Below are 26,326 nucleotides of genomic sequence, written 5' to 3'. Positions count from 1 at the left end.
GAGGTAAACTCCCTGATATTGCCGATTATCCGCCTACCAAAATTTTTATATATAAACTCCACGACTGATGATGGATTTTGTCTCTATCCGGCATAAAAAATTATGCAGCGGTATTCATGAACGCCGAGTGAGCGACAGGACGTCGCGAAAGTCAGTGTCGCGTCGGGAACGCGTCACTGACGGCTCGATTAGCGGTCATGAACACCGATGGAACCGCACAGCGGCATAATTTAGCCGGAAGCCTGGGTTCGCAGGGCGGCGGCGATTGAGCGCCCTGCGTCGGGCGCATACAAGATTTGGCATATGAATGGCGACAGTGTGGCGCACGAAACTGTCTCTTAGGCTACATAAAATACAACCAATAAATAGGCTCCCGTGGCGAAGGAAAAATCTAGTCATATCCCAAATATCGAGGCTTGTAAGAGGTCTGCAACCCACTAAATAAGCGTTGACCTCTTTCATATTCGAACACGGGATATGCTGGAATTGGCACACGACATCGGGCTATTATTTGAACACTGGAACCTGTCTCTGCCACTGCGGCACGCGTTATTACTGTACGTTGCGAAAGTGGGCAATACATCTGACATAGACAGGTTCATTAATTCAGTGGCTGAGCCCCTGTTAACGCATAAGGAGGACACAATGACCATTGCACAGCAGTTACACCAAAGGGGATTTGAACAGGGGATGCAGGAAGGAATGCAAGAAGGGATAAAGGCCAGCGCACTCAACATCGCCCGCCAGTTGTTGCAAAGCGAGATGGAGCAGGAATTAGTTCAGCGCGTTACCCAGTTATCCGATGAAGAGATGGCGCAACTGCTCCACAGCGAACAAAAGTAATTTTTTATCGTGGGCTATCCCTGCCCACGGTTCTGCGAAACCCAGCGTTTCACATTGTAAAAACTGGATTTACTCCTCGCTTAACGTCACCACGTCATACATCACGCTGCCGCCTTTTAATTGCAGCGTGATCGTATTGTTGCCGTTTTTCAGAAAGCGGGATGACACAGGGATACGGGCGATGTGATAGCGACCGCTTTGTAACGCGCCACGATAAATGGTTTTGTCGTTTCCGTAAGTCAGTGTTTCCAGCGTGCTGCCGTTTACCACGACCGCCAGTTGCGGCACTGTTGGTTCGCTCATTCCGCTGTTACTCGCGGCCGCCAGGGCGATATTCAGGAAATAGGTTTTCTTCTCTGGTTGCAGAGCAAAACGGATATCCCATTTTCCCGGTTTGGTCTGCGCGTAATACCAGTCACGTTGATAATCGCTACGGCCAATATCGAACGTCAGGTTTGCCGGAACCTCATGCTGCCAGCGGGTGTTACGTGCCTCATTGCCAAAGCGGAATTCACTCGCCTGCCGATTTGCCTGTCCAATAGCCCAAAAAACCGATTCGGCTTTTGGTAGCGTTATCATAGGCAGCGTTTGATTATCACCAGAAACGGATAGCGTTTGCTCCGCCAATATCCCCGGCTGCGTACCGCTGTTGGCATACACAGCAAGATGGTAATTTCCCGGACGGACATGAGGAATTGAAAAATTTCCCTGTGTATCGGTGATTGCCTGATACGAATAGCCACGGGTTTGCACGTCAAACGGCTCATCCAGCGATGACGAAAGCACCACGGTTACCGACTGCTGGCTGGCAACGCGTCCGCTCACCAGTGTGCGCTCAATCGGATAACGGGCATCATTCACCCATTTGTATGGCCAGTTGACGGTTTCCGTCAGCGCCTGACGCTGAGCATCCGCCAGCATGTGTTCGGTATCGCCCTGATTGATATACAGCAGCCACGGACCGTAGAATTTTTTCCAGCCCGGTGGAACTATCATATCCGGTGTGCCGAGATGCGCCCCCGTCATATAGTTCAGAATAATCGCATCCTGATGCACCAGCAGATCCTGCTTGAGCGCATCGCCGGAGAAATACTCCCGATTGCCGTGAATCAGCCACGCCCCCATGCCATTACCGAAAACACCCCAGAAAGGCGCGGCACGCATAGAGCCAGCAAAATCATATTTGGAATAAATGCTGCCATCCGGCAATCGCCAGGTTTCATCCTGCACCTTCGGCGACGCTTCAAGCTGGCTGTAAAGCAGCGGCTTACCTTGACGATCCCCGTTGTAGAGATGATCTAACCGGGCAGGATCGAAGCGATAGACGTTACGCAATTCACTGACTTTAACGTCCTGATTTCCGCTATTCTCGGCCACCACATAGCTATAAAGCCCGCTAACACCACGACGCATAATCAGGTGATATTCTAGCCGTAACAGCCCGTCCCGATCGTCGATATAGGCCACATGCGCTATATCTCGATCGTTGCGCAGCACCTCTATCCGATCGGGGACAAAATCTTTGACGCCTTTAGCATGAGCATCGTTAACATAGTAATCGAGATAAGCGCTACGCGTTTTACTCGGATCGCGCGCCGCACCGGACAGGTTGGTGACGATATTTTTGCCTCCCGTCACCATGCTCACCGCGCTGCCATCTTCTCCGAAAGCGACTTTCAGCAAGCCGTTATCCAGAACGGTATTCAAACCAGAAACGGATAATGACACGGCATTATCCTGCGCGCTGTAGCCATAGGGTGCCAGCATGACTCCCACCAACAACAAGACAGATCGCTTCACAGTCAGCCCTCTTGTGTTCCATTGGTTAGACAGAAATTTTTATCGCATCCGTTCAGGCTACTGCCGCTTCAATATCGAGATACACGGGGCTACCACGGTGCGAGGTATCCCTGCGGGAACCTCATCACCGTGTTTCCCCTAATATCCAACATGGATGTAGCCTGAGATATCAAAAAATTCCCGCTATTTGAAATATATACCCTAAATAATTCGAGTTGCGTGAAGGAGGCAACCGCACGAATCCCCAGGAGCTTACTCAGGTAAGTGACTGGGGTGAGTAAGGGCGGCCAACGCACAAGCAGCTTGAAGTATGACGGGTATAGCAGTGATGGGAACAACATAATCGGGGAGATAAGCGCCCTCCTTCACGCCACTGCCAGCAAAAACAAAAATCTGGCAATAGCGGGAAGAAAGTCAGGATCGACATCGCAGAAATTAAAACTGATCAGAATGACAGCTCGCGAATCAGTACGGCGGACACCACTTTCCAGCCGCGAATCAGCAGGCTTTGCGCCTCGCCATCCAGCACCACCGTGCCACGCAACACCTGCGGCTGAGCACGATAGTCGGCAGGTAGACTGAGCAATACACGATAAACCGCCTGCTCAGGATGCAGCTTGCGCTGCGAATCGCTCAACGTGGCAATGTCGCCGCCATAAATGGATGCCAGTTCTGGCGCGGCATTCAGATCGCGGGTTGCCGTGCTGGCTATCTCCACAATCGTGAGCGGCAGCGATGAACGGCTGACATCCTGTAAATAAAACGTGCCTTTTCCACCGGTGCGGAGCCGCTGCCAGTCTTTTTCCGACACAAACGCTTCCACCAGCCCGCCGGTTGGTTTGGTGACAACCGCCAGCCATTCCCCCTGCCCCAGCCACTCGCCGGTTTCCAGCGGCGTTGTCATATCTGCCACCACGCCGTCTATCGGCGCACGCACCGTCAACTGTTCAGACTGACGCTGCAATACCTGCAATTTTTGCAGCGCGGCGTCGTACTCCTGCTTCACCCGCTGGTGATCGCCAGCCGCTTCCTTGTTGAATATCTGAAAGGTGCTTTGCCAGTTCAGCGTGGCGATTTGTCGCTCTAGCTGTTTCTGTTCGTGCGCCAGCGCGTCAGACGACAGCATAAACAGCGTTTGTCCCGCTTGCACAGGCTGGCCGACCTGAACCTCAATGCGCTGAATCATCGCAGGTACGGGCATATACAGGCTGCTTTGCTGTTCCGCCCGCAGCAGCGCCGGCGCATACACGCCGCGCTGCCAGGGAAGCAGCAGCAAAAGCAGAACCACGGCGCTCACGGCCAGCGTTGTCGTCATATTACGGTTCATACGATAATCCTTACGGCGTTTACTCCACTCGCGTACTTCATTCACCACCGGCATCACCACGAAGTAGCCAATTTCAATCGCGAAAAGCAGCATTCCCAGCAGTTTGAACGTCATGTGGTAAACCAGAATCGCGATACCGGTAAACAGGAAGAAACGGTATATCCACACCGCAAAGGCATAGCCCACCAGCGTACGTTGCAGCCAGCGTGGAAAGTGCTCCGGTGGCGCATCGCCTAAGCCGAACAGCCATTCCCGCATCTGCCAGCGGCCGATAGCAAAGCCCCGGTTTTGCAGGTTCGGCATCTGTAATCCATCGGAAAGCAGGAAATAGCCGTCGAAGCGCATCAGCGGGCTGAGGTTAATCGCAAGTGTCATAATCCAGGTCGTCGTCGCCAGCATAAACGCGGCGCTGCGCAGCATACCATCCGGCAAGAAGCTCCATGCCAGCGTCGCCCACGCCGCCAGCACCAGCTCAGTCATCATGCCTGCCGCACCAATCGCCATCCGCTGCCGACGGCGGGTGAGCTTCCATGAACCGGACGTATCGGTGTACAGCACCGGCATCATCACCAAAAATGCGATGCCCATCGTGGCGACCCGCGCACCAAAGCGCTTGCAGGTGTAGGCGTGGCCGAACTCATGCAGAATCTTGGTAAAGCACAGCGTCAGCCCCGCCAGCGCGGCACCTTCCAACGTGAAGAAATGCAGAAACGTATGCTTGAACGTTTCCCACTGACGTCCGGCGAGGAATAACCCCAGCACCGCCACCAGCAGCGTCAGTTTGAGGAAAGTCCGGCTGAAAAACGGGGCGACCCACGGCAGGGTCGCGCCCAGAAAACGATCGGGGTGCCATAAGGGAATGCGAAAAAATAGGTAGTTCTTCAACAGCTTGCGCCAGATGGAAACGCGCGACTGCTCCACCTGACGAGAAAACTGCGCCAGCGCGTCATCGCCGGAAACCCGCGTCAGGTTGTTGGCCTGTAAGAAGCGGTTGAAATACTGCACATCGCTGTCATCCAGCGTCAGTGCAGAAGTCTGGTTAACCTCGGCAACAATTTGCGCCGCGTTCCCCATCGACCAGCGCGAGAGCATCGCCATTTCCGCCCAGCCGATACGAAAATAGAGACCGCGCAGCGGATCTTCCAACGTCCAACTGGGCGATCCGTCGCGGTTAGCCGGCCCGGCATGCAGGATAAGTTCATCGCGCAGCGGGCTAAGCCCAGCGGCAGGGGGCACACCTCCGGCCATCGTCAGACACCCAGCCAGACGCGCAGTGACGCCAGCGGTTTACGCAGCAGGTAAACGAACAGCACCGTGCGTTTCCCGTATAGCTTCGCGGTGCCTTTCAAACCCACGCGCAGCTGCGGATCATCCTGCGTAAAGCGCGCCCGTAGCCGATAAGCCATCACATTGTCCGGCGTCGGCGCAGCGCGATAGCCAATCTGTTCAAGCCGCGCGTCCTGTGCCGAATTCGGTGCCACATTGAGGAACAGGCGCACATCCGCGCCATTTTCCAGTGCAATGGCGTCCGCCGCGGGCAACTGGATCTCCAGCTCAACATCGTGCGGATCGGCGATCATCATGATACGTTCCCCCACCGCCACCGAGCGCCCAATCCAGTCGTTGCTATCATCAAAAATCGCCACGCCGTCGCGCGGGGAAACGAGCTGCATGCGTTCCTGCTGACGTTGCAGAAAGTCCATGTCGCTCTGCGCCTGTTCGCGGCGGCTTTGCAGCACGGCCAGACTGGCCTTGCTATTGGCATCGAACAGCGCCTGCTGCTGTGCCTGCCGATACTGGGCATCAGCGGTGGCAAAAGCCTGTCGAGCCGACTCCAGCCGATTCTCCAGTTCGCGCACGTCCAGTCGCACCAGCGGCTGATTGGCGCTAACGGCCTGATTAGGGCGAACCAGTATGTCATCCACCACGCCCGCCACAGGCGCGCGCACCATCACAGGACGATGCGCGACGATCTCCGCCGGCGCCAACACCGACTGACGAACCGGGATCAATAAGATCAGCGCCAGCGCCACGATTCCGACCAGAATCAAGCGACGTTTCTTCGGGCTGGTATTCGTCTGCCGCCGACGTTGTTTCTGCAAACTCGCCCACGCGTGCGCATACGCTTCCGCCAGTTTTTCCAGCAGCACGATCTCGGCAGGCAGCCACGCGCTGTCCCGTGCTAACACCAGCACTAGCGGCATCTCGCCCTGCGGTAAACGCAGCGGTAGCCAGAGTAAAAATTCCGGCAGATGTTCCCGCCACAAAATCTGATCATCGGCAGGCAACTCGCGACATTGCAGCGCCTGCGTTTGACGCCCCTCTTCCTGCCACTGGCGGCACAGGCGGCTAAATTCGGTACAAAACGGGGCGTTGTGATCGAGCGAGGCCAGCCCGGAAGCCGCCTGCAAGCGCTGTTTATCGCAGTCCCACAGCAGCGCCTGCCGATACTTCACGACATTGTGGGTTTCATTGACGATGAAAAACGCCAGCTCATCCAGCGTTTCACGCGCTCTGGCACGGCTTTGCAGCTGCAACAGCTCGGCCAGCAGCGCTAGTCGGCTATCCTGTTCGGTTTGCGCTGCTGTCGTGTTCCGTTCGGTCATGGCGATACGCTACCGGCATCAGGCGGTACGATTTGCGCCACGCCGCTCATGCCCGGCAGCAATCCAGCGGTAGACTGGGTAATCCGCCCAAAGACCTTCACCGACTGACTAACCGGATCGATTGCCGAAGAAAGGCGGCTGATTTCCGCCGGATAGCTCAGACCGGTTTCATCCAGCGTGACCTGAAAAGCGCTGCCCTGCTTCAACCACACCAGCCAGCGCGACGGCACGATCATTTCCAGCTCGAACGCGCTGTCATCATAAATCGCTAACAGCTCTTTGCCTTCCGGCACGGATTCCCAACGCTTCACCTTAGTTTCCGTTACGCGGCCGGAGAACGGGGCTTTAATCGCACAGCGTTGCAACATGGCGCGATTGACACCGCTTTCGGCCTGCGCCATCGACACCGACGATCGCGCCTGATCGACATCCGACAGGCTGATCGAATTGAGCTTATCCAGCCGATCGGCAATTGCCAGCTTCTTACGCGCGGCATTCTCTGCGGCGTTTGAGTAGTTCAGCTTTTCGCGTAGCACGGTGCAGTCAAACGTCACCAGCGTATCGCCCTGCTTGAAGTGTTCGCCCTCTTTCACCGCAATATCCGTCACTTTCCCAGCAATTTCGCTGGATAACACGGTATAGCGCTGTGCGCTAAGCTGTACGCGAATGTCGCCCGACGTCGCAGCCTGCCCCCACAGGGGCAGACTTAACGCACTCACCAGCAACAGCGGACGCATTATGCCGAAAGCCATTAACGCGAACCTCCCGCCTGTAGGGATTGCAGGTTATCCCACATATCCGTGTTGACCACGCGGTAAGGTTTTCCGGCGTTGGCTGATGGCGTCACCGCAACAGGCGCGATGGGCTTCGCTATCGATGAGCCTGTCGCGGGAGCCGTTACGGTAGAGGCCGTTGTCGTCGCTGGCGTAGCCGGTGTTGACAGAGACAGGCGCGGTACCGCAACGCCGCCTTTCTCAAGGTTACCCGTGGTGCGGGCAATTGAGCTGCTCAGCGCTGCCAGGCTGACATCGTCCACGTTATCCGGCAGCACATCCAGCCCGGCAGCCTGATACACCGCGCCCAGCGCGTTCTGCACATCGGCAAAGCTGCGGTCACGCGCGCGGGTGGTCAGAATCGTTTCCGTGCTGACGCGCACCTGTTCCATCTGCGTTTCGGCACGATGCTGTACGCTGAGCGTGGTCTGGTTGAGAATGCCGCGCTGAATTCGCGCCAGTTCCTGATAGCGGCCAAACATCCGCGTGCTCTGTTGATATTCCTGCCAGGCGACGTTCACCTGTGTCAGCACCGCCATGCGCAGCGCCTGACGACGCACTTCCGCCAGATCTTCATTCGCCTGTCCGGCACGTTTCACCGATGACCACGACAGCACGTTCAGCAGGTTACCGCTGACCTGAACGCCCGCGTTCGCCCACTGGTGATTAACCAGATAGCTGTTGCTGTCACCGTTGATACCGGCAAACAGCGACACGCCCGGCAGCAGGCGCAGCAGTGATTTACGGGTTTCCAGTACGCTATTGCGCGCCAGATAGCTTTCTTCACGCACTTCTGGGCGTTTCACCATCGAGAAGTTTTCCAGATCGTCGAGTGAGTAGGCCATCTTCGGTGCAACCAGACTGCTTTCGCTCGGTACGACAACATCGTATTTGCTCGACGGCGGCAGGTTCATCAGCGCCGCCAGACGGGATTTCGCGACCACCAGATCGCTGTCGACGATTTCCAACTGGCGCACCATCTCCAGCATGTTCTTCTGGAAACGCAACGCGTCAACCGGTGCCAACAGGCGTTGCTGTTCGGTCTGACGCGCATATTCCAGCGCCTGACGCGCCTGCGTCAGTGCGGTGGTCACTTCCGGCTGCAAACGTTGTGCCGTGGCCGCTTCCCAATAAGCGGTACGCACCTGACGGGTAATATCCGCCACCACGCGACGACGACGCTCTTCCGCCGCCAGCGATTTGTTCGCCTGCACTTTGGCGTTGAAATAGCTGATACCGAAGTCCAGCACGTTCCAGCTCATTGTCAGATCGGCAGTACGCTGGGTTTGATCCTGACTGGTAGACGCTTCCAGCGACTGCCGTCCGGTAGTGACCGACTGGCTGCTAGAACCGGCCACGTTATCGCGGGTTTGCAATCCGGCGCGCGCGGTCAGTTTCGGTAACAGCATGTCCAGATTTTGTACGCCCAACAGGTCATCTTCCATCGCCTGTTCCACGAGCGCGACCCGCTGTTGCAGGTTATATTTCAGCGCACGAGCAATCGCCTCATCCAGCGTGATCGTACCGCGCACCGGTTCCTGATTAGCGAACATCTGCGTTCTGTCGCTTAGCGCCTGTGCGACCTGCTGCTCAACCGTAACCGGCTCGGGTTTAACGGCACAGCCAGCTAGCCCCAGACAGGCAAGGGTCACTGCGATCCGTAACGCCCGGGAACCCGCGGTGCGTGGTGCAGCCTCGTGTTGAACGTGCTGCTGCTGGCTGTCGTGTTGCTGGCTATCCCAGAAATGCGCTATGTGCTGATTCACCCGGGTTCTCCCCATCTTTTATTTGTCTGTTCCCTTCATCTTGCAGGCAGTGGAGTGGTTACCGCCTGCAAGCGCCCGGGTTAGTGGTTAAGTAATAAAATCGCGTCTCGGTATTCGATTCTGCGCCGCGTTACGTACGCAGGCTGCTCAGCTCACTGAGCGCCGCCAGTAGCGCATCCTGTTCAGGCTGATGCTGGCGCAGTTGTTCGGTAAAGGCGGCTTTCCCCGCTGGCGCTAATCGTTCCGCCTCCCGAATGTCCATCGGGAATGAAGGCCGTTGCATCGCGCCACGGTCAGTCGCCAGCTCTGCGCTATCGCCCTGCCCGGTTTGCAGCGTAATCGGTACGATCCGGCTGGTGCCGTCTGCGGCCAGCGCTTTCAGCGCCAGTTGGATCTGATTAACCTGCACCGCGCTGGCATCGGTAATCCGCACGACACCGCTGCGGGCATCGAACTGCACCCACGCAGGCAGCGGACGCCCATTTGCCAGTTGCAGCGTCAGCGTGGCATTGCCTTCACGCACGCTGAACATGCGCTGCGGCAGGCTAAAGGCGAGTGCGCCGGAGGCATCTGGCTGTAACGCGCCCTGCACGCTGCTGAAAGCCGATTCCAGCGCCGTTGTCTGACCGCGCACGCTCAGGAACAGATTGGAATCCGCCGTAGACGTTGCTGCCCCTTCGCGCAGGGCGGTGTTGGCGCGAGAAGAGAAATTGACCTGCTCCAACGTAGGCATCAGCTGTGACATCACGGGATCGAGCACCCACGGGGCATCCGACTGGCGTGCCATATCGGCATCACGCTGGCGTGCTGGTTCGGTGACGATGTTGGTCGGTAGGGATAGTGCGTCTGGGCGAGACAGATCGGCGACAATCACGCCAAGCGGCTGTTCGCGTTCTCTTTCACTCGAATCAGCAGGCAAGCTCATGCCCTGCTGCACCAGAATCACCGGTGCCGCGGTTGCGAGATCATCAGGATTGACGGGTTCTGTCGGGGTGCCAGGATCCACTGGTGTTGACGCCGCGGTGACCGTCAGCGCGACATTCAGCGCCGTCGTGTTGCCCGCGCTGTCCGTAGCAGTAATCGTCAGATCAAAGGTGCCTGAAACGGCGGGATCGCCGCTGAGGGTACGCGTTGCAGCATCAAACGTCAGCCCATTCGGCAAACCGTCGATCGACAGCGTAAGGGCGTCATTCTCTGCATCGCTAAACAAGCCCGTGGGCAAGGTATAAGACCAGTTAGATCCAACCTGTGCCGCTGGCGGAGTGAACAACTCAGCGTGACCGACAGGCGGAAGGTTTACCTCTCTCGACAACGCAACGCCGAGCGTTTGCGCCGCAGAATCGATTTCACCGTCGTTAAGCACCAGCATCAGCGATGTCGAATTCCCCGTCAGGGATGCGCTTGTCGCCCAGCTAATCTGGCGCGCCAGCGCCGTCGCATCCGCACGAGAGATGGCGGCGGTGAAGGTAACGGTAAGTTTGCCCTCCACCTGCGCGAAGGTCGCAACCGCCTGTCCCTCTTTGCTAATCACGCCATTTGCCAATGTGAAACCATTGCCCGCGGTAAAATCAAAGCGATCGCTGGCTTCTGCCATTTCGCCGCGTTGTAGCGTGATGGAGGCTCCCTGATAATTCCCCGTCCCGCCGTTCAGTGCATCCAGTTCAGCATCACTAAGAACGATAGCCGGTGCGACGATGACGGCAGCGCCATCAACGCGGTAAACGGGCTGACGAGAAACCTCTCCCAGCACCGCCACACTATTGCCGAGCGTAATCATCCCGCCATCCACCGGCAGCAGATGAGTGAAACGGGTGCCATTATTGCTCTGCGTATCGAGGGAGACCAGTGCCTTATCGTTCAACACGTAGCGCGTGAGCGAACCATCGTCTTTCGTTACATAAAGCACGCGCGCATCCGCAGAGAGCGCGATATCACTCACCGTGCCTTCTGATGCAATACGGGCAAGGTGGGTAAAGGTTCCCGTTGTGGTATCTAGCGAGAACGCATCAATCTGCTCTGCGCTGGCGACAAAGACGCTATGCCCATCAGCGCTGACCGTTACCTGCTCCAGACCGGATAACGCCAGCGCATTGCCTTGTGCATCGGTAAACTGGCGCACATACCCCAACAGTGTGGGTTCACCACTATCGCTGCGGCTATAAACAATCAGCGATGAGCCATCGCTGGCATTCGTCGTAACAAATACCAAGTTGCCATGGCTGACGATGTCGCTGGGTTGCCATAGGTAAGGTTCACTCCACATTCCCCCTTCAACCCGCCCAACATAATCGAGCTTGCCTGTCGTCGTATCACGGGTAAACCAGAGAAGGTTATAGTTGTTGATGACATACAGCGTCTTACCATCATCCGACAGGGTAATGCCTTCGATGTCGTAAAGGTTGCTACCGTGTATCTCGTAGACATCAACGATGGTTTCTTTATGTTCCAGATTGCCTTCCGCATCCCGGCTAAACCAAACAATCGCGTTGCCGTCGGTGCGCAGCGCATACACGCTGTTACCATCTGCAGAAACCTGTAGCTGACTTATCCCTTCGACGCCCTCTGTCGCAGCAAAGGTGCGCACATAGGTCAATTCGCCACTGTTCGCATCACGCTGGAATAACGCAATCGCCCCTTTGTCATCGCTGACATACACCGCCAACCCATCAGTTGTACGGGCAGCCGCGGTTATCGTGCTCAGCCCGGTAATCTCGGTGTAGGTGTTCACCAGCCGCAGTTCATCGGCGGAAAGCACGGGATCGTTCGCCACGACAGGCATATCGTTAATCGCGGTAATCGCCACCGACAACGTGCTAGCCTGAGACTCCAGATAGCGATCGGCCAGCGTCACTGTCACCGCGACCTGTGCGGCTGGCGTATGGCTGTCACTGACGTAGGTAATCTGGCGCAGCGTATTCTGCACATCTTCCGTCGTCGGAATTGTGCCTGCATTAGCATTAAAGCGAATTGTCAGCACGCCATCGCTATTACTGACCTGACCAATGCTAACGCCGTCTTTCTGAAGCGTATCGCCCGACAGCGTCAGGCCATTGCCTGTACTGAAGCCCAACTTATCGAGCGCCGTTTTGCCATCGCCCAGTGTAATTTTCAGCGTCGCGCCGTCGTAATTACCCTGGCCATCGTTAAGTTTGTCCATCTGCGCATCGGACACCGTCGCGTCCGGAGCCAGCACAATAGGATCGGCACGCTCGGTATAGGTCGGCGTCGTACCCGGCACCGTGATCACCGGCGCGGTGTTGGCTTCTGCCGCAGGCACCAACGTCAGTGTAACGGTCTGATCCAACGTGGTTTCCGGTGCCGAGTCATTATAACTATTTTCCTTGATCATCAAGGTGACATGGCGTTCCCCACTGGAATCACTGCCCAAATAGTTATAACCAATGCTGTCAATTATCGCGGCAGTGTCGCTACCGTCTTTCCCGACATACAGAAGAACCGTCGCTTTACCATCCTTCACCGTAACCGAGTATTGCAAGCCGCTGGCGGTTTGCGGCGATCCCGTGGACGGTTCCAACACGATCGTGCTGCCGTCGACGCTAATGGCTTCGTTAGGGCCGGCGGCATCAAACGTCAGTACCACCTGCCAGAGGGTTTGTCCGCTTTCGACAGTATCAACATGCGTATCTTTAAACAGCTTAACAAACTCACCGTTGCCCGGAATCTGTGGGTTCAGTACCGTTGTCGTCAGGATGGCAGGATCATTCACACCAATGAGAGTGACGGTGATATCCGTCTTAGCGACGTTATTGTCACCATCATTAATACTGAAGGTGAATGTCGGCGACGACCCTGCTTGTTCTGGATCCTGACTGGTATTGTGGTACGTAATCTGGCGCAACACATTCTGCGCATCAGCTTTGGTCACCGCGGCCGTGAAGGTCACCGTCAGCGTACCTTCCACCTGCGTAAAGGTGGCGATCGCAATACCGTCTTTAAGGAGAGTGTTACCGTCCAGCGTCAAGCCGTTATCAGCCTTAAAGCCAAAGGTGTCTTCCGGTAGGCCACCGTTATCGCGACCTACGGTAATGCTGGCACCGTTATAATTGCCCACGCCATCATTTAGCGCATCGAGCTGCGGATCGGACAGACGACCAGACGGCAGCAGCACCGTGGCCTCGTTACCTTCGGTATAACTTGCACCGGCGATCCCGACATTCAATACATGAATTCTATCGCCGCCAATCAGATAGAGCTGCTCACCATCAGTACTCAGTTCCACCTTTTGCAGGTCGGAGAAAGAGATGCCGATCGGGCTATCCCACCCACCGCTAATGGTCTCTTTTAGCGTCAGTCCGCCATCTTCCGCGCGGGAGAAGATAGAAATGTTCTTACCGATAACAAACAGTGCCGTGCCATCGGAAGAAACGACCAGATCGGTCGCCAACGCCTCGCCGGAATCACCACCATCATCGACGATCGGCGTGGTATCCGTCAGCGTGAGCGCGACATCCGCCCCCACGGTGATAGTGTTCAGCGTGACATTCCCGACATCGGCATGAATCGCATACAGGGTTTTGCCATCCGGTGAGAGGGCAAGTGAATTGATGTAATACAGATCTTCGCCTTCAGCACGAATCTGAGAAACCTGCGTAAGCTTGCCCTCAGCATCAATACTGAACCCTGTGACGCCAACAGTAGCGCCGGAACCTGACACGAACAGATAACGCCCGCTCGGATCAAGCACAAGACGGCTTGCGCCGATCAGATTATCGGTCTGAGACACCGACGTCAGGCTGCCGTCCGCTCCGCGTTTAAACACCAGTACGCTGCGACTGTCGTTATCACTGTCCGTTTGAGCCGCAGTCACGTAGAGATAATCGCCCTGCGAAACAAGATGGGAGCGAACATCGAGCGAATGACCGCCCAGTGCGGCTTGATCCAACGTGGCTGCTTGCGCCAGTTCACCGTCGCTGCCTACGCTGAAGATCGTGACGGCATTACCTTCACTACCGACCACGTACAGGTACTGTCCATCGTCAGAGAGAATGACGTCTGATGCGCCCGCCAATCCGGCGTTATCCACCACGTTATCGGTTTGATCTGTCTCATTGTTATAAACAGAACGGTAGTTGAAGAAGGTCTGTGACAGAGCGAATTTCCCTTCCTCATTGCGCACAAATACGCTCAGTACCGCCGACCCACTATCGGGTGAACTCACAACATAAAGCGTTTTACCATCTGCGGACAATTGGCTGTCTTTTACGCCTGTCAATACATCGGTATAGCTATTGGGATCATAGCCATCGAGGGCATAGTCGTTCTCAAGAGAACTGGATTCGCCGCCAATCGTCGGCATTTGCGATGCGTCGGAAGCAATCGCCAGCGTCAGCGTCTGCTCCGCCTGTTCGCCCGATGCATCCGTCGCGACGACGGTAATCGTGAAGTTTCCCGCCCCATCGAGCGCCGGCGTACCAGAAATCGTGCGCGTATCGGCATCAAAGGTTAGCCCCGCAGGAAGGCCGTTGACCTGTAGCGTTAGCGCCCCATTTTCAGGATCGCGGAACAGATTCTCGGGCAGTTCTGCGATATACTGTTGCCCTACAGTACCCGACGGCGGGACGTACTCGTTATTATCCACCACAGGTGGCTTATTCGGCACCAGCGTCAATAGCAGACTGGTTTCCTTGCCACCGTCGCTAAAGGTGATATTCAACGGGATCGATGCACCAGCCGTATCGCCTTCATTACGGTACGTCACCTGATGCAGAACCTGATTGGCGACCGTTTTAGTGACACTGTCGGTAAAGGCAATCTTCGCCACACCGTCGCTCACGCTGAATGTGCCGATTGTCGCGCCCTGATACTGAATGTCGCCACCGGAGAGTGTTAGGCCATTTCCACTTTGAAAAGCGAAGCGATCGTTTGCTGATGCGTCACCATGACGGCTAATCGCTATCGTTGCGCCCTTATAGTCATCCGCCGCGTCCAGTTCCAGATCTGACAGCGTGACGCTCGTTGCAAACGGTACACCATCGGTCTGGCTATAAGGTGCATTAGCCGCTGCGGTGGACACACTTAGCCCAGCAAAGAACGTGCTCACCCCAGCATAAATATTCTTACCATCCGCGCTGACGGCGATATGGTTGACGGTGTTTACCGAAACCTCAACGTTATTGCGATACGTCAAAGCACCAGAATCGGCATCACGCGCGAAGACCAGCAGCGATTTACCGCCGAAAGCCGCCACGTACAGCGCGGTGCCGTCCTGAGAGATAGCCATTTCGCGTAGTGATGTCACGCGCAGTTCAACAGGAACCTGGCTGTCACTCTGGTATAAATCCATCGTTCCGGCGTAGGTCAATGCGCCCGTATCCGCATCACGGCTGAAAATCGAGACAGTGCCCTGCGAATTTGACGACACATAAACAAAACGGTTGTCAGGGGAGATAACGATATCCTGCAACCCGCTGAGGTAACGATCGTCCTGCGGAATGTCTGCGCTGTTCTCATCAGCCGCTATCGTGCTTTTATTGATCGTCGTGACGTAGCTCAGGCTGCCCGTTTCTGCATCGCGCGACAGCACGGTAATACTGTGATTTCCCAAATTGGAGATATAAGCTGACGTACCATCACTGGACAACACGATACCACTTGGGCTACTCAACGGGATGGTGTCGCTCCCGACAAGCGAGCCGACAAACGTCAGCGCACCAGAGGTGGTATCACGCGAGAAGAAAGTCACGGCGTGTTTACCGGTTGAGCCATCCATTGGCGTGACACCGTTAATGGTATAGAGCGAGGTACCGTCATCGGACAGCACAATGTCAGACACCGTCGCATCCAGCCCGCTAACACTATTCACATCCTGTGTCGCAACAACCCCAACATAACTCAGCTCTCCCGTTGTCGTGTCACGGTTAAACTGCACCAGTGAATAAACGCTTTCGCTTCCTCCCGCGACATACACACTGGTGCCATCTTTCGACTGCACCAGTGTAGTAATCGTGTTCAGGCCGTTAACTTCAATCTCAGAGGTGGACGGATCGTCCTGCTCGCCCTGCGTAAAGCTTTGCAACAACGTCAAGGCGCCAGATTCGGCATCACGCGCGTAAACGCGTAGATAAGTTTTGCCGCTGTTATTGTTACCTTCACTACCGGTAACCAACAGGGTTTTACCATCCTGAGAAACGCTGATCGCCGACACGCGATCGTTGTACCCGCTCAGCGTCCCTTCGTTGTAAAACAGCGTAGCGTCGGGAGAATAGGTGGCGTCGATCGTCGGCCGTTCATTGAACGCCAGATTGATACTGCTGGAAACCGTCAGCGTCGCCGTGTCGCTTCCGCCATTAGCAGTACCGCCGTTATCCTGCAATTCCGTTAACGTGATGGTACGCAGGCCGCTACCACTGGTGCTCTCACTACCGGTCGAGTAACTCAGGTCATCAACCAGTTTCATCATCGCCATGCTGCTGATGCCCTGAGCGCTGCTCAGCACCAGTGACGATTCACCGTTCGGATTATAGGTGTAGCTATATTGGTAACCGCTAACCGTCGTGCCTGTGCTGTCTTTGCTGAGGTCGATAACCGTACCATCCACGGTCAGGTATTCCTGATGCGGGTTGTTTAACCCGTCGATCCCGATCGACAGCGTAGTCAGCGTCTGTCCGGCTTCCCCGGTATTCACCGCCGTGTCTTTAAACAATGAAACGGCTGCGCCACGCGTATCCAGCGTCAGGTTGCTTCCTCCCTGACTGACCAGCGTCGGTGCACTGTTGGCGGTCAGCAGTAGCGCGACGGTAGCCACGGTACTCGTCAACTCGCCATCGTTCGCCGTCACGGTTAATACGACCGTTTCGGTCGCACTCTGGCTAGCGACATTACGATAAGTGATTTGCTTCAGGACGTTATTCGCGGTTTCTTTCGTCACCTCGGCCGTAAACGCGACGCTGAGCACACCTTGATTCTGTGTGAACGTTCCAATTTCTACACCGGATTGCAAAATCTTACCGTCTTGCAGCGTCAGGTCATTACCCGCGCTCAGAGCGAATTGATCGTCTGCGGAAGGGGTTTCACGCCCGATGGTCACCGTTACGCCGTTATAATTACCCGCGCCACCGTTTAACGCGTCCAGGTTGCTATCGGAAAGTGCGATATGATCGGCAAACGGTAAATCACTGCCATAAAGATAAGTGCGTAATACGCTAAAGCGCTGAATAGCCTCGCCCGCGATCAGAACGGATTGCCCATCGGGTGACAACACCATACCGCGCGTATCACCCATATTCTGAATCTGGCCGCTGTCACTCAACGCGCCCGTCGCAGCATCTACGTGATAGATCTGCAACGTACCTTCGTTGCTCAACGCATAAAGCTGACTACCGTCGGCGTTAAAATAGAGCGCGTTGACACCTTCCAGCGTTTTGGTGTCCGTGTGAGCCAGCGTTTTTCCTTCAGTACCGTCACGCAGTTGATAAACGCTGATTTCACCGCTATCAGGATCGGCAACATAGATGAACTGTTGATCCTTCGAGATCGCCAACTGATAATCCACCGCGCCATAGCCTGCTCCAGACGTTTCCAAGGTGGCGACAGACGTTAATGTTCCGTTCTCGCCCCGTTGAAAAACCGATAGCGTATGCTTTGCCCCCATCCCGACAGTCACAACATAGTTACCACTGCTCGCGACAATACCGCTACGATCGATCCCGCTGCTTTCAACGCGCTGAAGGAGCGTCAAGCCGCCCGTCGCCACATCACGCGTAAAGACGACCATGCCATTCCACTGCGTGGTGATATAAACTTGGGTACCATCACTGGAGACAGTAAGCCCGGTAATATTGCCGTTTTGCGACGCGACCGTCTGGGTATACACCGGCTGTTCATCGCTGCCGCCGATCCGCACCACGTGTCCGTTTTCGTCAAGACTAAGCGCGACAATATCGCTACTGCCAGTGATGGCGTATAGCGAACGATTATCGGCACTCAGCACCACCTCTTTGACATTCTGAAGCACACCGACATCGCCCAGCGTTTGGCTCAACGTCAGCTTGCCGTGCTCACCGACGGTAAAGACTCCTAGCGTGCCATCACTGCCGATGGCATAGGCATACTCGCCATTACTGGAATAGCGCACGTCCTGCGGTGATGACATACCCGGTACAACAATGAGTTCAGACAGTTCAGGCGCATCCGATGCGGACACCACCGGTGCCACGTTGATCCTGCTGTCGATGGTGACGGTAGAGTGGATATTCAGCTCGGCAGTATTGTCGCCCTCATCACTCAGGCTTTTCAGTGTTACCGTCACATCGCCGCCTGCCACGCTTTTATCCAGCGGCTTGTAGGCAATGCCGTCAATCAGCTTAGCGACGTCATTAGGTGCAAACGCCTCAGAGGAATCGATACTCACGGTGATGGTTGTCGTTGTGCCGCTGACCACAACGGTATAACCGTATTGACCTTCACCGGCTGTTGTTCTCGCACCAACAAAGGATTCTAACGTAATTTCAGTGCCATCGATGACGACTGCCTGATTCGCACCCGTACGGTTGACGGTAATCACCAAATCTTTCAGCTCTTGCCCACCGTTATCCGCGGACACGCTCACGTCGCTGAACAGATCAACCGGTTCGAAGCTGTCGCTGCTGTCGGTGATGGTGACGGTCGCTTTGACGGGCGTCGCATCCACGCCGGGCGCGGTATCCGTTGCCGCAACATGCGCCGCCACATCAACCGCCGTTACCACGGCAGCGGCGTCAAACATCATGCGTGGTTCCAATACCCACGCCTGACGTGGTGTGCGCGTGAAGCCTGAACCAGATTTTGAGCGGGAAAAAGTCATCGTGTTGTGTCCTGTAATGAAAGGGGCAAATCGCGTCATTCCTGGCTACATTTCGCGGTCATTCAACCAGCCGAACATAGCCGCCCTCGGTTTCGATCTGGCCGGCGATACGATCCAGACGTCGGATCAATTGATCTTCAACACCCTCAGCGCCGAAGCCCGCACCATCGATAAAGCTCATACGTTTCTCACCCTCGGTGCAGATCAGCAGGCCCGGCGTCGCTTCGGCGTCGAATAGGTTGCGGCCAAAATCCTCTGGGTCGCCGGGACGAATGCCGACAAAATAAAATTTGATGTTGCGCGCGCGAAAGCTGGAACACAGATCGCGGAAGCGCTGCGCGGCAAAGGTACGGGCAGTATCGTTGCCAGTTTCACCACGGAATTCGTTGCGATTGAAGTTATAGCTATCGGTATCGAACCAGTTACCGATGGTGTTAGCCATCATCACGATCACCTTTTGCCCGTCACCGTTACCGTCCAGATTGAAATCCAGCGGCAAGGTCGCATCGCCCCAGCCATCTGAACCGCGCATATTGGGTGATAGCGCCGCGCCAGCCCATGACATACCAATGGCGTAGTTCACGTTAAAACGGGCAGAAAACTGATCGATACGCTGGTTAAGTCGGTTTTCATCATTCGTCAGCGGCATCAGCGCGGCATTCGGGCACCCTTTGTCTGCAACAATCCAGCGGGTATCTACCGCATCGGTATCGTCAAAATCAGGGTTCGGGCCACGCCAGGAGATCGGCGGCGCGCCTGGGCTGCCGTTTTGTGGCAAATCATGGCGATAATAAATTTTGAATTGACCAACGGGCGGCTCGTCCCAGAAGAAGTTTTCTTCCCGGCCTAGGCCACGGTACATACACAGCAAATTGGCTCGGCGATCCGGGAAACGGCGATCGGCCAGGCTGCTCACCACACCGCTGGCAAACAGTGAACGCAGTTCCGGCGGATTCAAGGCCCCCGGTGCCGCCCAGCGGCGAATGCGGTTGGCATCTTCCGCATCGTACACACTCACAGACTGGCTATACGGCACGAGCGACAGCCACAGGTTATCGCGCTTACCGTCCGCGCTGCCCAGCATCCGTTCGACAAACGCGCGGCTAACGCTTTTCAGCGAACGGATGTCTCCCTCGCTCATATCCCCCGTCACCGGCATGACAAAAGCCACTTCCGTCGGACGATTGACGACCTCTGACGTTGAGTACACTTCCTGCCTCCTTGCCCCGAGGCTCAACAGGCTGGGCTTCGTTTCAAAAGCGACATTAACGGTATAGGTTTTTCGTGTGGCGCTGCTTTGCCCTTCCGTGACCGACACGTCCCCCGGCACCAGCTTGTCGCTCAGGATCTTATTCATGCCGAGATTGTTTTTGACATATTCATATGCCAGCGCATTGATCTCTTCCTGAGTGTATTCTTCACTATTGATGGTCGCCTGATGCCCGACAGCCAACGCGGCCGCGTCCGTCGCCCGTTTAATCTGCGTTGCATCGCCAGTGGCCGTAGAGGTATCCACGATAAAAGCCGCCGTCACCAGCAACGCCATTGCACCCAGCACATAAAACCCTGTGCCCGCACCTTTTTCCTGATGCATAAAGGCAGAAAGGCGTTCACGCCAGAACAGAGTGATTCCGGTAGCGTCTTTTTTTATTCTTCTGTTCTGTAAGGTCTTTTTCATCCTTTCCTATCCTGTATACCTGGATTCAGTGCGTACTTAACCCGCCCATAAACGGGAAAATAAAAACGACATTGCTCATATGCCTATTTGTCTTAATGGTTTATTTATTTCGGCAACGAGGATTTCGCTGCCGCTTGCGGTCTATTTGCCGCTTATGTTTCGGTTATATACCCTGTCTTTACTGTAAAACCGGTCATGACTACGCTACTGCTTTTGTTCTTCTTCCTCTTCGAGACCGGCTTCTTTTCTGAGTACCTCATCCAGCGTCACCACGTCGATAGCGACCCGGTTGACTGACGATGCATGTAGCAGCCCTCCCAGCGACAGACCGCCCAGCAGACCCACATCCTTACCCTGACGGCAGATCTCAACCACGATCATGGAGGTATTTTTGTTGCCCTTCTCGCGGTCTCTCTCTGGCAGTTCAGGAAGATATTCTTCACCCGGCAACGTTTCGCTTTCCGTACACAGCGCTTCTGCCGTCCCTCTGCTCAACTGCCAATACAGTTCACCAGTCTGGCGCACATTGCTAATTAACAACTGATAATTCCCTGCACCTTCCATTGGCAGCACCGCATCGAGCAGCCCCTGCAAACCTTTTTCATCCAGTTCCTGCTGCATCGCTAATATTGACGCGATGGCACCCGTTCGCTGTTCCATGCGTGTACGCTCAAGGCCGACGGTGTAGATATCCGCACACAGCGACCCAATCGCTAACACGATAGGAAACGCTAACGCCGTTTCTACCGCAGTAGAGGCTCGGCGAGAAAACCAGAAGCGACGCAACCCGCCCAGGAAACGACTGGTTTTCAATAAACGACCGATTTTCAATAAACGATCAGTCATTGCGCAGTTCCGTCCCAAAGACATGTTTGTACTGATAGCGGAAGGTATCCCCCAGCGTTAACACTTCTGGCAGCGGCGTAATAAAGGCTTTTTTGATCTGCACGGTCACGGACCACACGGGAAGCGTCGTGCTTATTTCTCCGCTCTCAGAATCGCCCTGACCGCTATTTTCGCTCGTCAGCCCACCAAGCTGGCTCAGATTGTCAAAATGCAACACGCTGACCGTTAAATCATCTTCCTTGAGGTAGCCATATCCTGCTTCAACCATGCGCTCTTTCAGATGAGTACTCATCTGTTCCGCACTCTCCGAGGCGAGGTTATCGAGGCGAAAAGCCTGCACAGCTTTATCTAGCGCCGCGCTACCCGCAGCAATCACTAGCCCGATACGTGCCAGTTCAAACAGCATCATCACCCCGACCAGCACCACCGGCACCAGAAACGCGACTTCTGTGGCAATCACGCCACGCGTGCTGCGCCAGTGGCGTTCATGGCGCGGCACGATGCTTTGCCCGATGCCTCTATCACGCCACGAGCCGAGATTACGAAGCCACGCCATTACTCAGGTGCGCTCAATTGCAGGCGCTGACGGCTGGACAGCAGCAGTGTTTCACCACGGGACTGATCCTGCTGCATCTGCTGTAAACGCTGATTCAGTTCATCGATCAGGCCATAGATACGCTGCGGTTGTGCAATATTCGCCAGCACCGAACGCGCCTCATCGTCTCTGCCAGCAGAGAGGTAGGCCAGCGCCAAATTCAACCTGCCAGTTGGATTACTGTCGTCCACCGAGCGCAGCAGAGAAATCGCTTTGTCTGCGTTGCCACTTGCCAGCCATGAGAGTGCCAGGTTGTTGAGCGCAGCAATATCTGCGGGATTCACCTGCAACGTTTTTTCGAACAGTTGACGTGCCTCTGCGTGTTTGCCCGACGCATCCATTACCACGCCCATGCCATTGAGTGCGCCAGCATCGTTCGGCTGTGCTTTCAGCGCACAGGCAAAGTCGGTTTGCGCCATGGCATTACGGCCTAACGCCAACTGTGCACGCCCCATGCCCAGACACACCGCCAGTGCTTCTTCCTGCGTCATTTTGCTGGTATCACCGCCCAACGCCTGACGCACACGCCCATACAACTCCAGCGTTTGCTGTGGCGAACGTACCAGCGCAGCAACGCTGGCATACTCCAGCATCTCCGCGCCTTTCAGCACTTCACGGCTATCAAGACGCGCATACACTTCCGTCGCCGCTTCAACACGCCCCTGATCGCGCAGCAAACGCGCCAGACGCAAGCCCTCATCCTTACTGCCTTTAATCGCCATCGAGCTGCCGCATCCCACCAGCACGGTACTGACAATCAGCAGTGCCAGCATCGGCGCGCCGCGCTTAAGTTTTGCTACCAGATCGACCATCTTCGCTAACTCCATCGGTTGTAACCTTTGTTATCTTAAACAAACGTTTTAAATCAATACGTTGAATGTAAAACTACTGCGCCAGCAGGCGAACGACGCGCACCAGCGCAGGCGAGGCCATAATGGCGATAATCGGTGGCAGGATCAGCGCCATCAACGGCACGCTCAGTTGCGCTGGCAATTTGCCCGCCTTCTCTTCCAATCCCAGAATCAGTGTCTTACGGCTTTCATCTGCTATCGTACGCAGCGCCTGAGACAGCGGCGTGCCGTAGCGTTCCGCCTGAATTAGCGTCGCCACCATGCTTTCGATCTCGCTGACCCGGGTACGCTCTGCCAGATGTTTCATTGCCAGCGTACGATCCGATAGGATTTGCAGTTCGGCGGCGGTGTAGTGCAGTTCATCCGCCATTTCCGGTGAAGACAGCCCCAGCTCTTTTGATACCACCTGCAACACACGCCCGATAGGCAGACCAGCTTCAGCACAGACCACCATCAGATCCAACGCATCCGGCACCGCACGCGCCAGCTTTTCACCCCGACTTGCCGCACGCCATTTCAGCCACCACTCCGGCACCATGGTGCCAACAAAAAAACCAATCAACCCCGCCGCAACGCCCGTCAGCCCTGCACGGTCAGCGGGCGGTAGCCATCCCCATACCAGCGCGATAGCGAGCAGCGCACCGGCCGCAAATTTCCCCATGACCAGCCAGCCCACCGCTTCGCTGCGGCGGATCCCCGCCAGATCCAGCAAGCGGCGCAGATTGCGACGATCGCGATCCGACCCAGACAAGCGCTCGCCCTGCGTGGCAAGCGGCTGCAACAGCTTTTCTAACAGGGGAGATAATGTGGTTCCCTGGCCTCTAAGGATGTTTTCCTGAGAGGCCGCCTCTATAGAGGCCGTGGGCAAATGCCCGCGCATGCGAATTTCGAGCTGTTTATACTGCTGGATTTTATGCTGCGTACGAGCCAGATAGATTCCCGCCACCATCAGCACCAATGCCAGCAGCAATAAGGGATCGTCAAATACCGTCATGAATGGCTCTCCCCTTACCCTATCCGTTTGACCATAACGTGCGTGATTAACATACCGACCGACACGCTACACAAGGCGTAAATCAGTACCGTCGTTCCTACCGGATCGGAGAACAAGAAGCTAAAATCCTCCGGCGATTTCATATACAAATAGGCCAGACAGCCCGGAAACAGCGCGGCGACAATCTTGGCGGACGCCCGCGCCTCGGACGTTTTGGATTGCACCTTCAGTTGCAGCTCCCGACGTTCACGCAGCGTAGCGGACAGGCGTTCCAGCGTTTCCCCCAGTCGCCCACCTGCTTCCTGATTGATAATCAGGATCACCACGAAAAAGCGGTATTCGGACATCGGCACGCGCGTGGCCGAGGCCTGAATCACCTGACGCAGCGGAATCCCCAGACGCAACCAGTGATCGATCGTCTTGAATTCATTCGCCAGCGGCCCCGTTAGGTGCTCAGCGACAATTGAGAAGGTATTCGCTACTGGTACACCGGCACGGCAGCTGCGGGTAATGGCATCAATGGCTTCCGGCAGGCTCTCGCGCAGCGCTTTCAAATGTTTTTGCAGCGTCGAACGGAACAACAGCATGCCAATGCTGATAAACAGCAATAGCGTGAATATCAGACCCATCGTGAGCGGCAGCAGGGTACGTTGTCCCAGAATCATGCCGAGAATCAGGCAGACCGCCGCCAGCGCAAGAGAACGTTGAAGCAGGTTCTTTTTCCAGCCAATGAACGCCATCTGCGCCCAGAGGATAGCCAGCCAGCGCCCGACAACGGGAATCCCCATCAGTGGCGTTTTAATCTCGTCACGCAGAATGGAATCAGACGCGACGGCGTCAGCCGATGGACTGACTTCATTCAAAATCTGCTGCCAGCGTTGTTCACGCTGCATGCGCTGCTGCCGTGATTTTCTCCAGGCATTGACTGCCAGAAGCAGCATCAGCACGCTGCCAAACACCAGCAGCGTAATCAGGTTCAGGCGTGCGTCACTCATCGGCGTCTCCTTCGTCCATTACTGCGCATCAAACAGGTGCGATTTGTCGCTGTAGAACTGCGGACGCTGGATATGCTGCACATATTCCCCCGTTAACAGCCCTTGCCCGTCCAAGCCCTGAATGTTGAAGCTGAACAGATCCTGAAGCTGGATCACCTCGTTCTCCATGCCGCACACTTCGGTGATGGATACCACACGGCGCATACCATCACGCATACGTTCGATCTGTACGATCAGGTGCACCGCGCTGGCGATCTGACGGCGGATCGCCATCAGCGGTAGCTGCATGTTTGCCATCATCACCATGTTTTCCAGACGCTGTATCGCGTCACGCGAGGTATTGGCGTGCACCGTACACAGTGAACCATCGTGACCCGTGTTCATCGCCTGCAACATGTCAAAACTCTCGCCGCCGCGCACCTCACCCAGAATGATGCGGTCAGGACGCATACGCAGGGCGTTACGCATCAGATCGCGCTGATCCACACGCCCCGTGCCTTCTGCGCTAACAGGACGGGTTTCCAGCCTTACCACATGCTCCTGCTGCAATTGCAATTCCGCGGCATCTTCAATGGTGATGATGCGATCGGTAGTACCAATCTTCTGTGATAGCGCATTCAGTAAGGTGGTTTTACCCGCCCCTGTTCCGCCGGAGACGATCACGTTAACGCGCGCCTGCATCGCTTTATTCAGGACATCCGCCATCGCGTAGGACATGCAGCGGCGCTCTGCCAGCATTTCCAACGACAGGTTGCGGCGCATAAATTTACGGATCGAGATCGTCGTGCCGTCGATCGCCAGCGGATAAGTGATGACGTTGACGCGGCTGCCATCCGGCAAACGCGCATCCACCATCGGGCTGGCTTCGTCGATACGACGCCCTACCGCCGCCGCAATACGCTGCGCGGTATTAAACACATGCTCTTCATCAATGAAGGTAATCGGTGACAGCTCCAGCTTGCCAAAGCGCTCGACGAACACCTGACCGGCACCGTTGACCAGAATATCGTTGACCGTATCATCCGACAGCAGTGGCTGAATCGGCCCGATCCCGGTCATCTCATCCAGCATTTCGGTGGCGATGGTTTCCTCTTCCTGCCGGGAAAGCTGCAAACGCTGCTCATCACAGATGCGGCGGATCACCGTTTCGATCTGCACCAGCAGCTTGTCACGCCCCATCATCGCCGCTTTACCCGCGTCAATCTGATCGTAGAGCTGTGCGCGGATAATGCGGCGCTGACTGGTCCGGTTATCCGTCTGGCGGGCAGCCGAGGCAGCTCCCGAAGAGGCGTTCGCCGCAGGCTGTGTGCGGTTTTCCGCAGCCGGACGCGTTTTCAGTTCTGCAACATTGGCAGCTGGCGCAGGCTGAGGTGTGCTTTTACCTGCTTCACTTTTTTGCAGGTTATTTTTGCGAATCAACATGTCCGTAACCCTTTGAAAAACGGCGAAC

At 55.8% G+C, this 26,326-nt stretch carries 14 protein-coding genes; 1 reads left to right on the top strand and 13 read right to left on the bottom strand.

The window, feature by feature from the left end; all coding sequences use genetic code 11:
• Positions 1-645 precede the first annotated feature (645 nt).
• On the top strand, positions 646-843 hold the full coding sequence (locus KKH3_RS22415) for an Rpn/YhgA-type helix-turn-helix domain-containing protein (RefSeq protein ID WP_234991478.1): 198 nt from the start codon (positions 646-648) through the stop codon (positions 841-843).
• Positions 844-912: 69 nt separating this feature from the next.
• Here the strand turns inward: KKH3_RS22415 and KKH3_RS02530 are convergent, their stop codons facing one another.
• The 13 genes from KKH3_RS02530 to KKH3_RS02465 all read right to left on the bottom strand — a co-directional run bounded on the left by KKH3_RS02530 (position 913) and on the right by KKH3_RS02465 (position 26,298).
• A complete protein-coding gene (locus tag KKH3_RS02530) occupies positions 913-2,643 on the bottom strand; it encodes a polysaccharide lyase family protein (RefSeq protein WP_039355484.1) in 1,731 nt (576 codons plus the stop codon).
• A gap of 445 nt (positions 2,644-3,088) precedes the next feature.
• Positions 3,089-5,218: a site-2 protease family protein gene (locus KKH3_RS02520; RefSeq protein ID WP_039355480.1), complete on the bottom strand. Its 2,130-nt coding sequence runs from the start codon at positions 5,216-5,218 to the stop codon at positions 3,089-3,091.
• Positions 5,219-5,220: 2 nt separating this feature from the next.
• On the bottom strand, positions 5,221-6,576 hold the full coding sequence (locus KKH3_RS02515) for an efflux RND transporter periplasmic adaptor subunit (protein WP_039355478.1): 1,356 nt from the start codon (positions 6,574-6,576) through the stop codon (positions 5,221-5,223).
• Positions 6,573-7,328, bottom strand: coding sequence for an efflux RND transporter periplasmic adaptor subunit (locus KKH3_RS02510; protein WP_039355476.1), 756 nt, complete (start codon positions 7,326-7,328; stop codon positions 6,573-6,575). The genes KKH3_RS02515 and KKH3_RS02510 overlap by 4 nt, the downstream gene beginning before the upstream one ends.
• On the bottom strand, positions 7,328-9,115 hold the full coding sequence (locus tag KKH3_RS02505; RefSeq protein WP_039355475.1) for a TolC family protein: 1,788 nt from the start codon (positions 9,113-9,115) through the stop codon (positions 7,328-7,330). Before KKH3_RS02505 ends, KKH3_RS02510 begins: the two co-directional genes overlap by 1 nt.
• Before the next feature lie 130 nt (positions 9,116-9,245).
• Complete coding sequence (locus KKH3_RS02500; RefSeq protein WP_039355473.1) at positions 9,246-18,917, bottom strand: beta-propeller fold lactonase family protein; 9,672 nt, start codon at positions 18,915-18,917, stop codon at positions 9,246-9,248.
• A gap of 58 nt (positions 18,918-18,975) precedes the next feature.
• Positions 18,976-20,595 (bottom strand): TadE/TadG family type IV pilus assembly protein, encoded by a 1,620-nt coding sequence (locus tag KKH3_RS02495; RefSeq protein WP_039355471.1) that lies wholly within the window; start codon positions 20,593-20,595, stop codon positions 18,976-18,978.
• A 204-nt stretch (positions 20,596-20,799) separates the two neighbouring features.
• A complete protein-coding gene (locus KKH3_RS02490) occupies positions 20,800-21,441 on the bottom strand; it encodes a TadE/TadG family type IV pilus assembly protein (RefSeq protein ID WP_039355469.1) in 642 nt (213 codons plus the stop codon).
• Positions 21,434-21,997 (bottom strand): hypothetical protein, encoded by a 564-nt coding sequence (locus KKH3_RS02485; protein ID WP_039355467.1) that lies wholly within the window; start codon positions 21,995-21,997, stop codon positions 21,434-21,436. The genes KKH3_RS02490 and KKH3_RS02485 overlap by 8 nt, the downstream gene beginning before the upstream one ends.
• Positions 21,997-22,848 carry a tetratricopeptide repeat protein gene (locus KKH3_RS02480; protein WP_039362036.1) on the bottom strand — a complete coding sequence of 284 codons (852 nt, stop codon included), beginning with the start codon at positions 22,846-22,848 and terminating at the stop codon, positions 21,997-21,999. The genes KKH3_RS02485 and KKH3_RS02480 overlap by 1 nt, the downstream gene beginning before the upstream one ends.
• Positions 22,849-22,921: 73 nt before the next feature.
• Positions 22,922-23,881, bottom strand: coding sequence for a type II secretion system F family protein (locus tag KKH3_RS02475; protein ID WP_039355465.1), 960 nt, complete (start codon positions 23,879-23,881; stop codon positions 22,922-22,924).
• A 14-nt stretch (positions 23,882-23,895) separates the two neighbouring features.
• Positions 23,896-24,876, bottom strand: coding sequence for a type II secretion system F family protein (locus KKH3_RS02470; RefSeq protein WP_039355463.1), 981 nt, complete (start codon positions 24,874-24,876; stop codon positions 23,896-23,898).
• Positions 24,877-24,894: 18 nt separating this feature from the next.
• Positions 24,895-26,298, bottom strand: coding sequence for a TadA family conjugal transfer-associated ATPase (locus KKH3_RS02465; protein ID WP_039355461.1), 1,404 nt, complete (start codon positions 26,296-26,298; stop codon positions 24,895-24,897).
• Positions 26,299-26,326: the final 28 nt, after the last annotated feature.

This window comes from Pectobacterium actinidiae, from assembly GCF_000803315.1.
GTDB lineage: Bacteria > Pseudomonadota > Gammaproteobacteria > Enterobacterales > Enterobacteriaceae > Pectobacterium > Pectobacterium actinidiae.
Note: the sequence above shows the minus strand (reverse complement) of the source record. Positions and strands in the feature narration are given on the sequence as shown.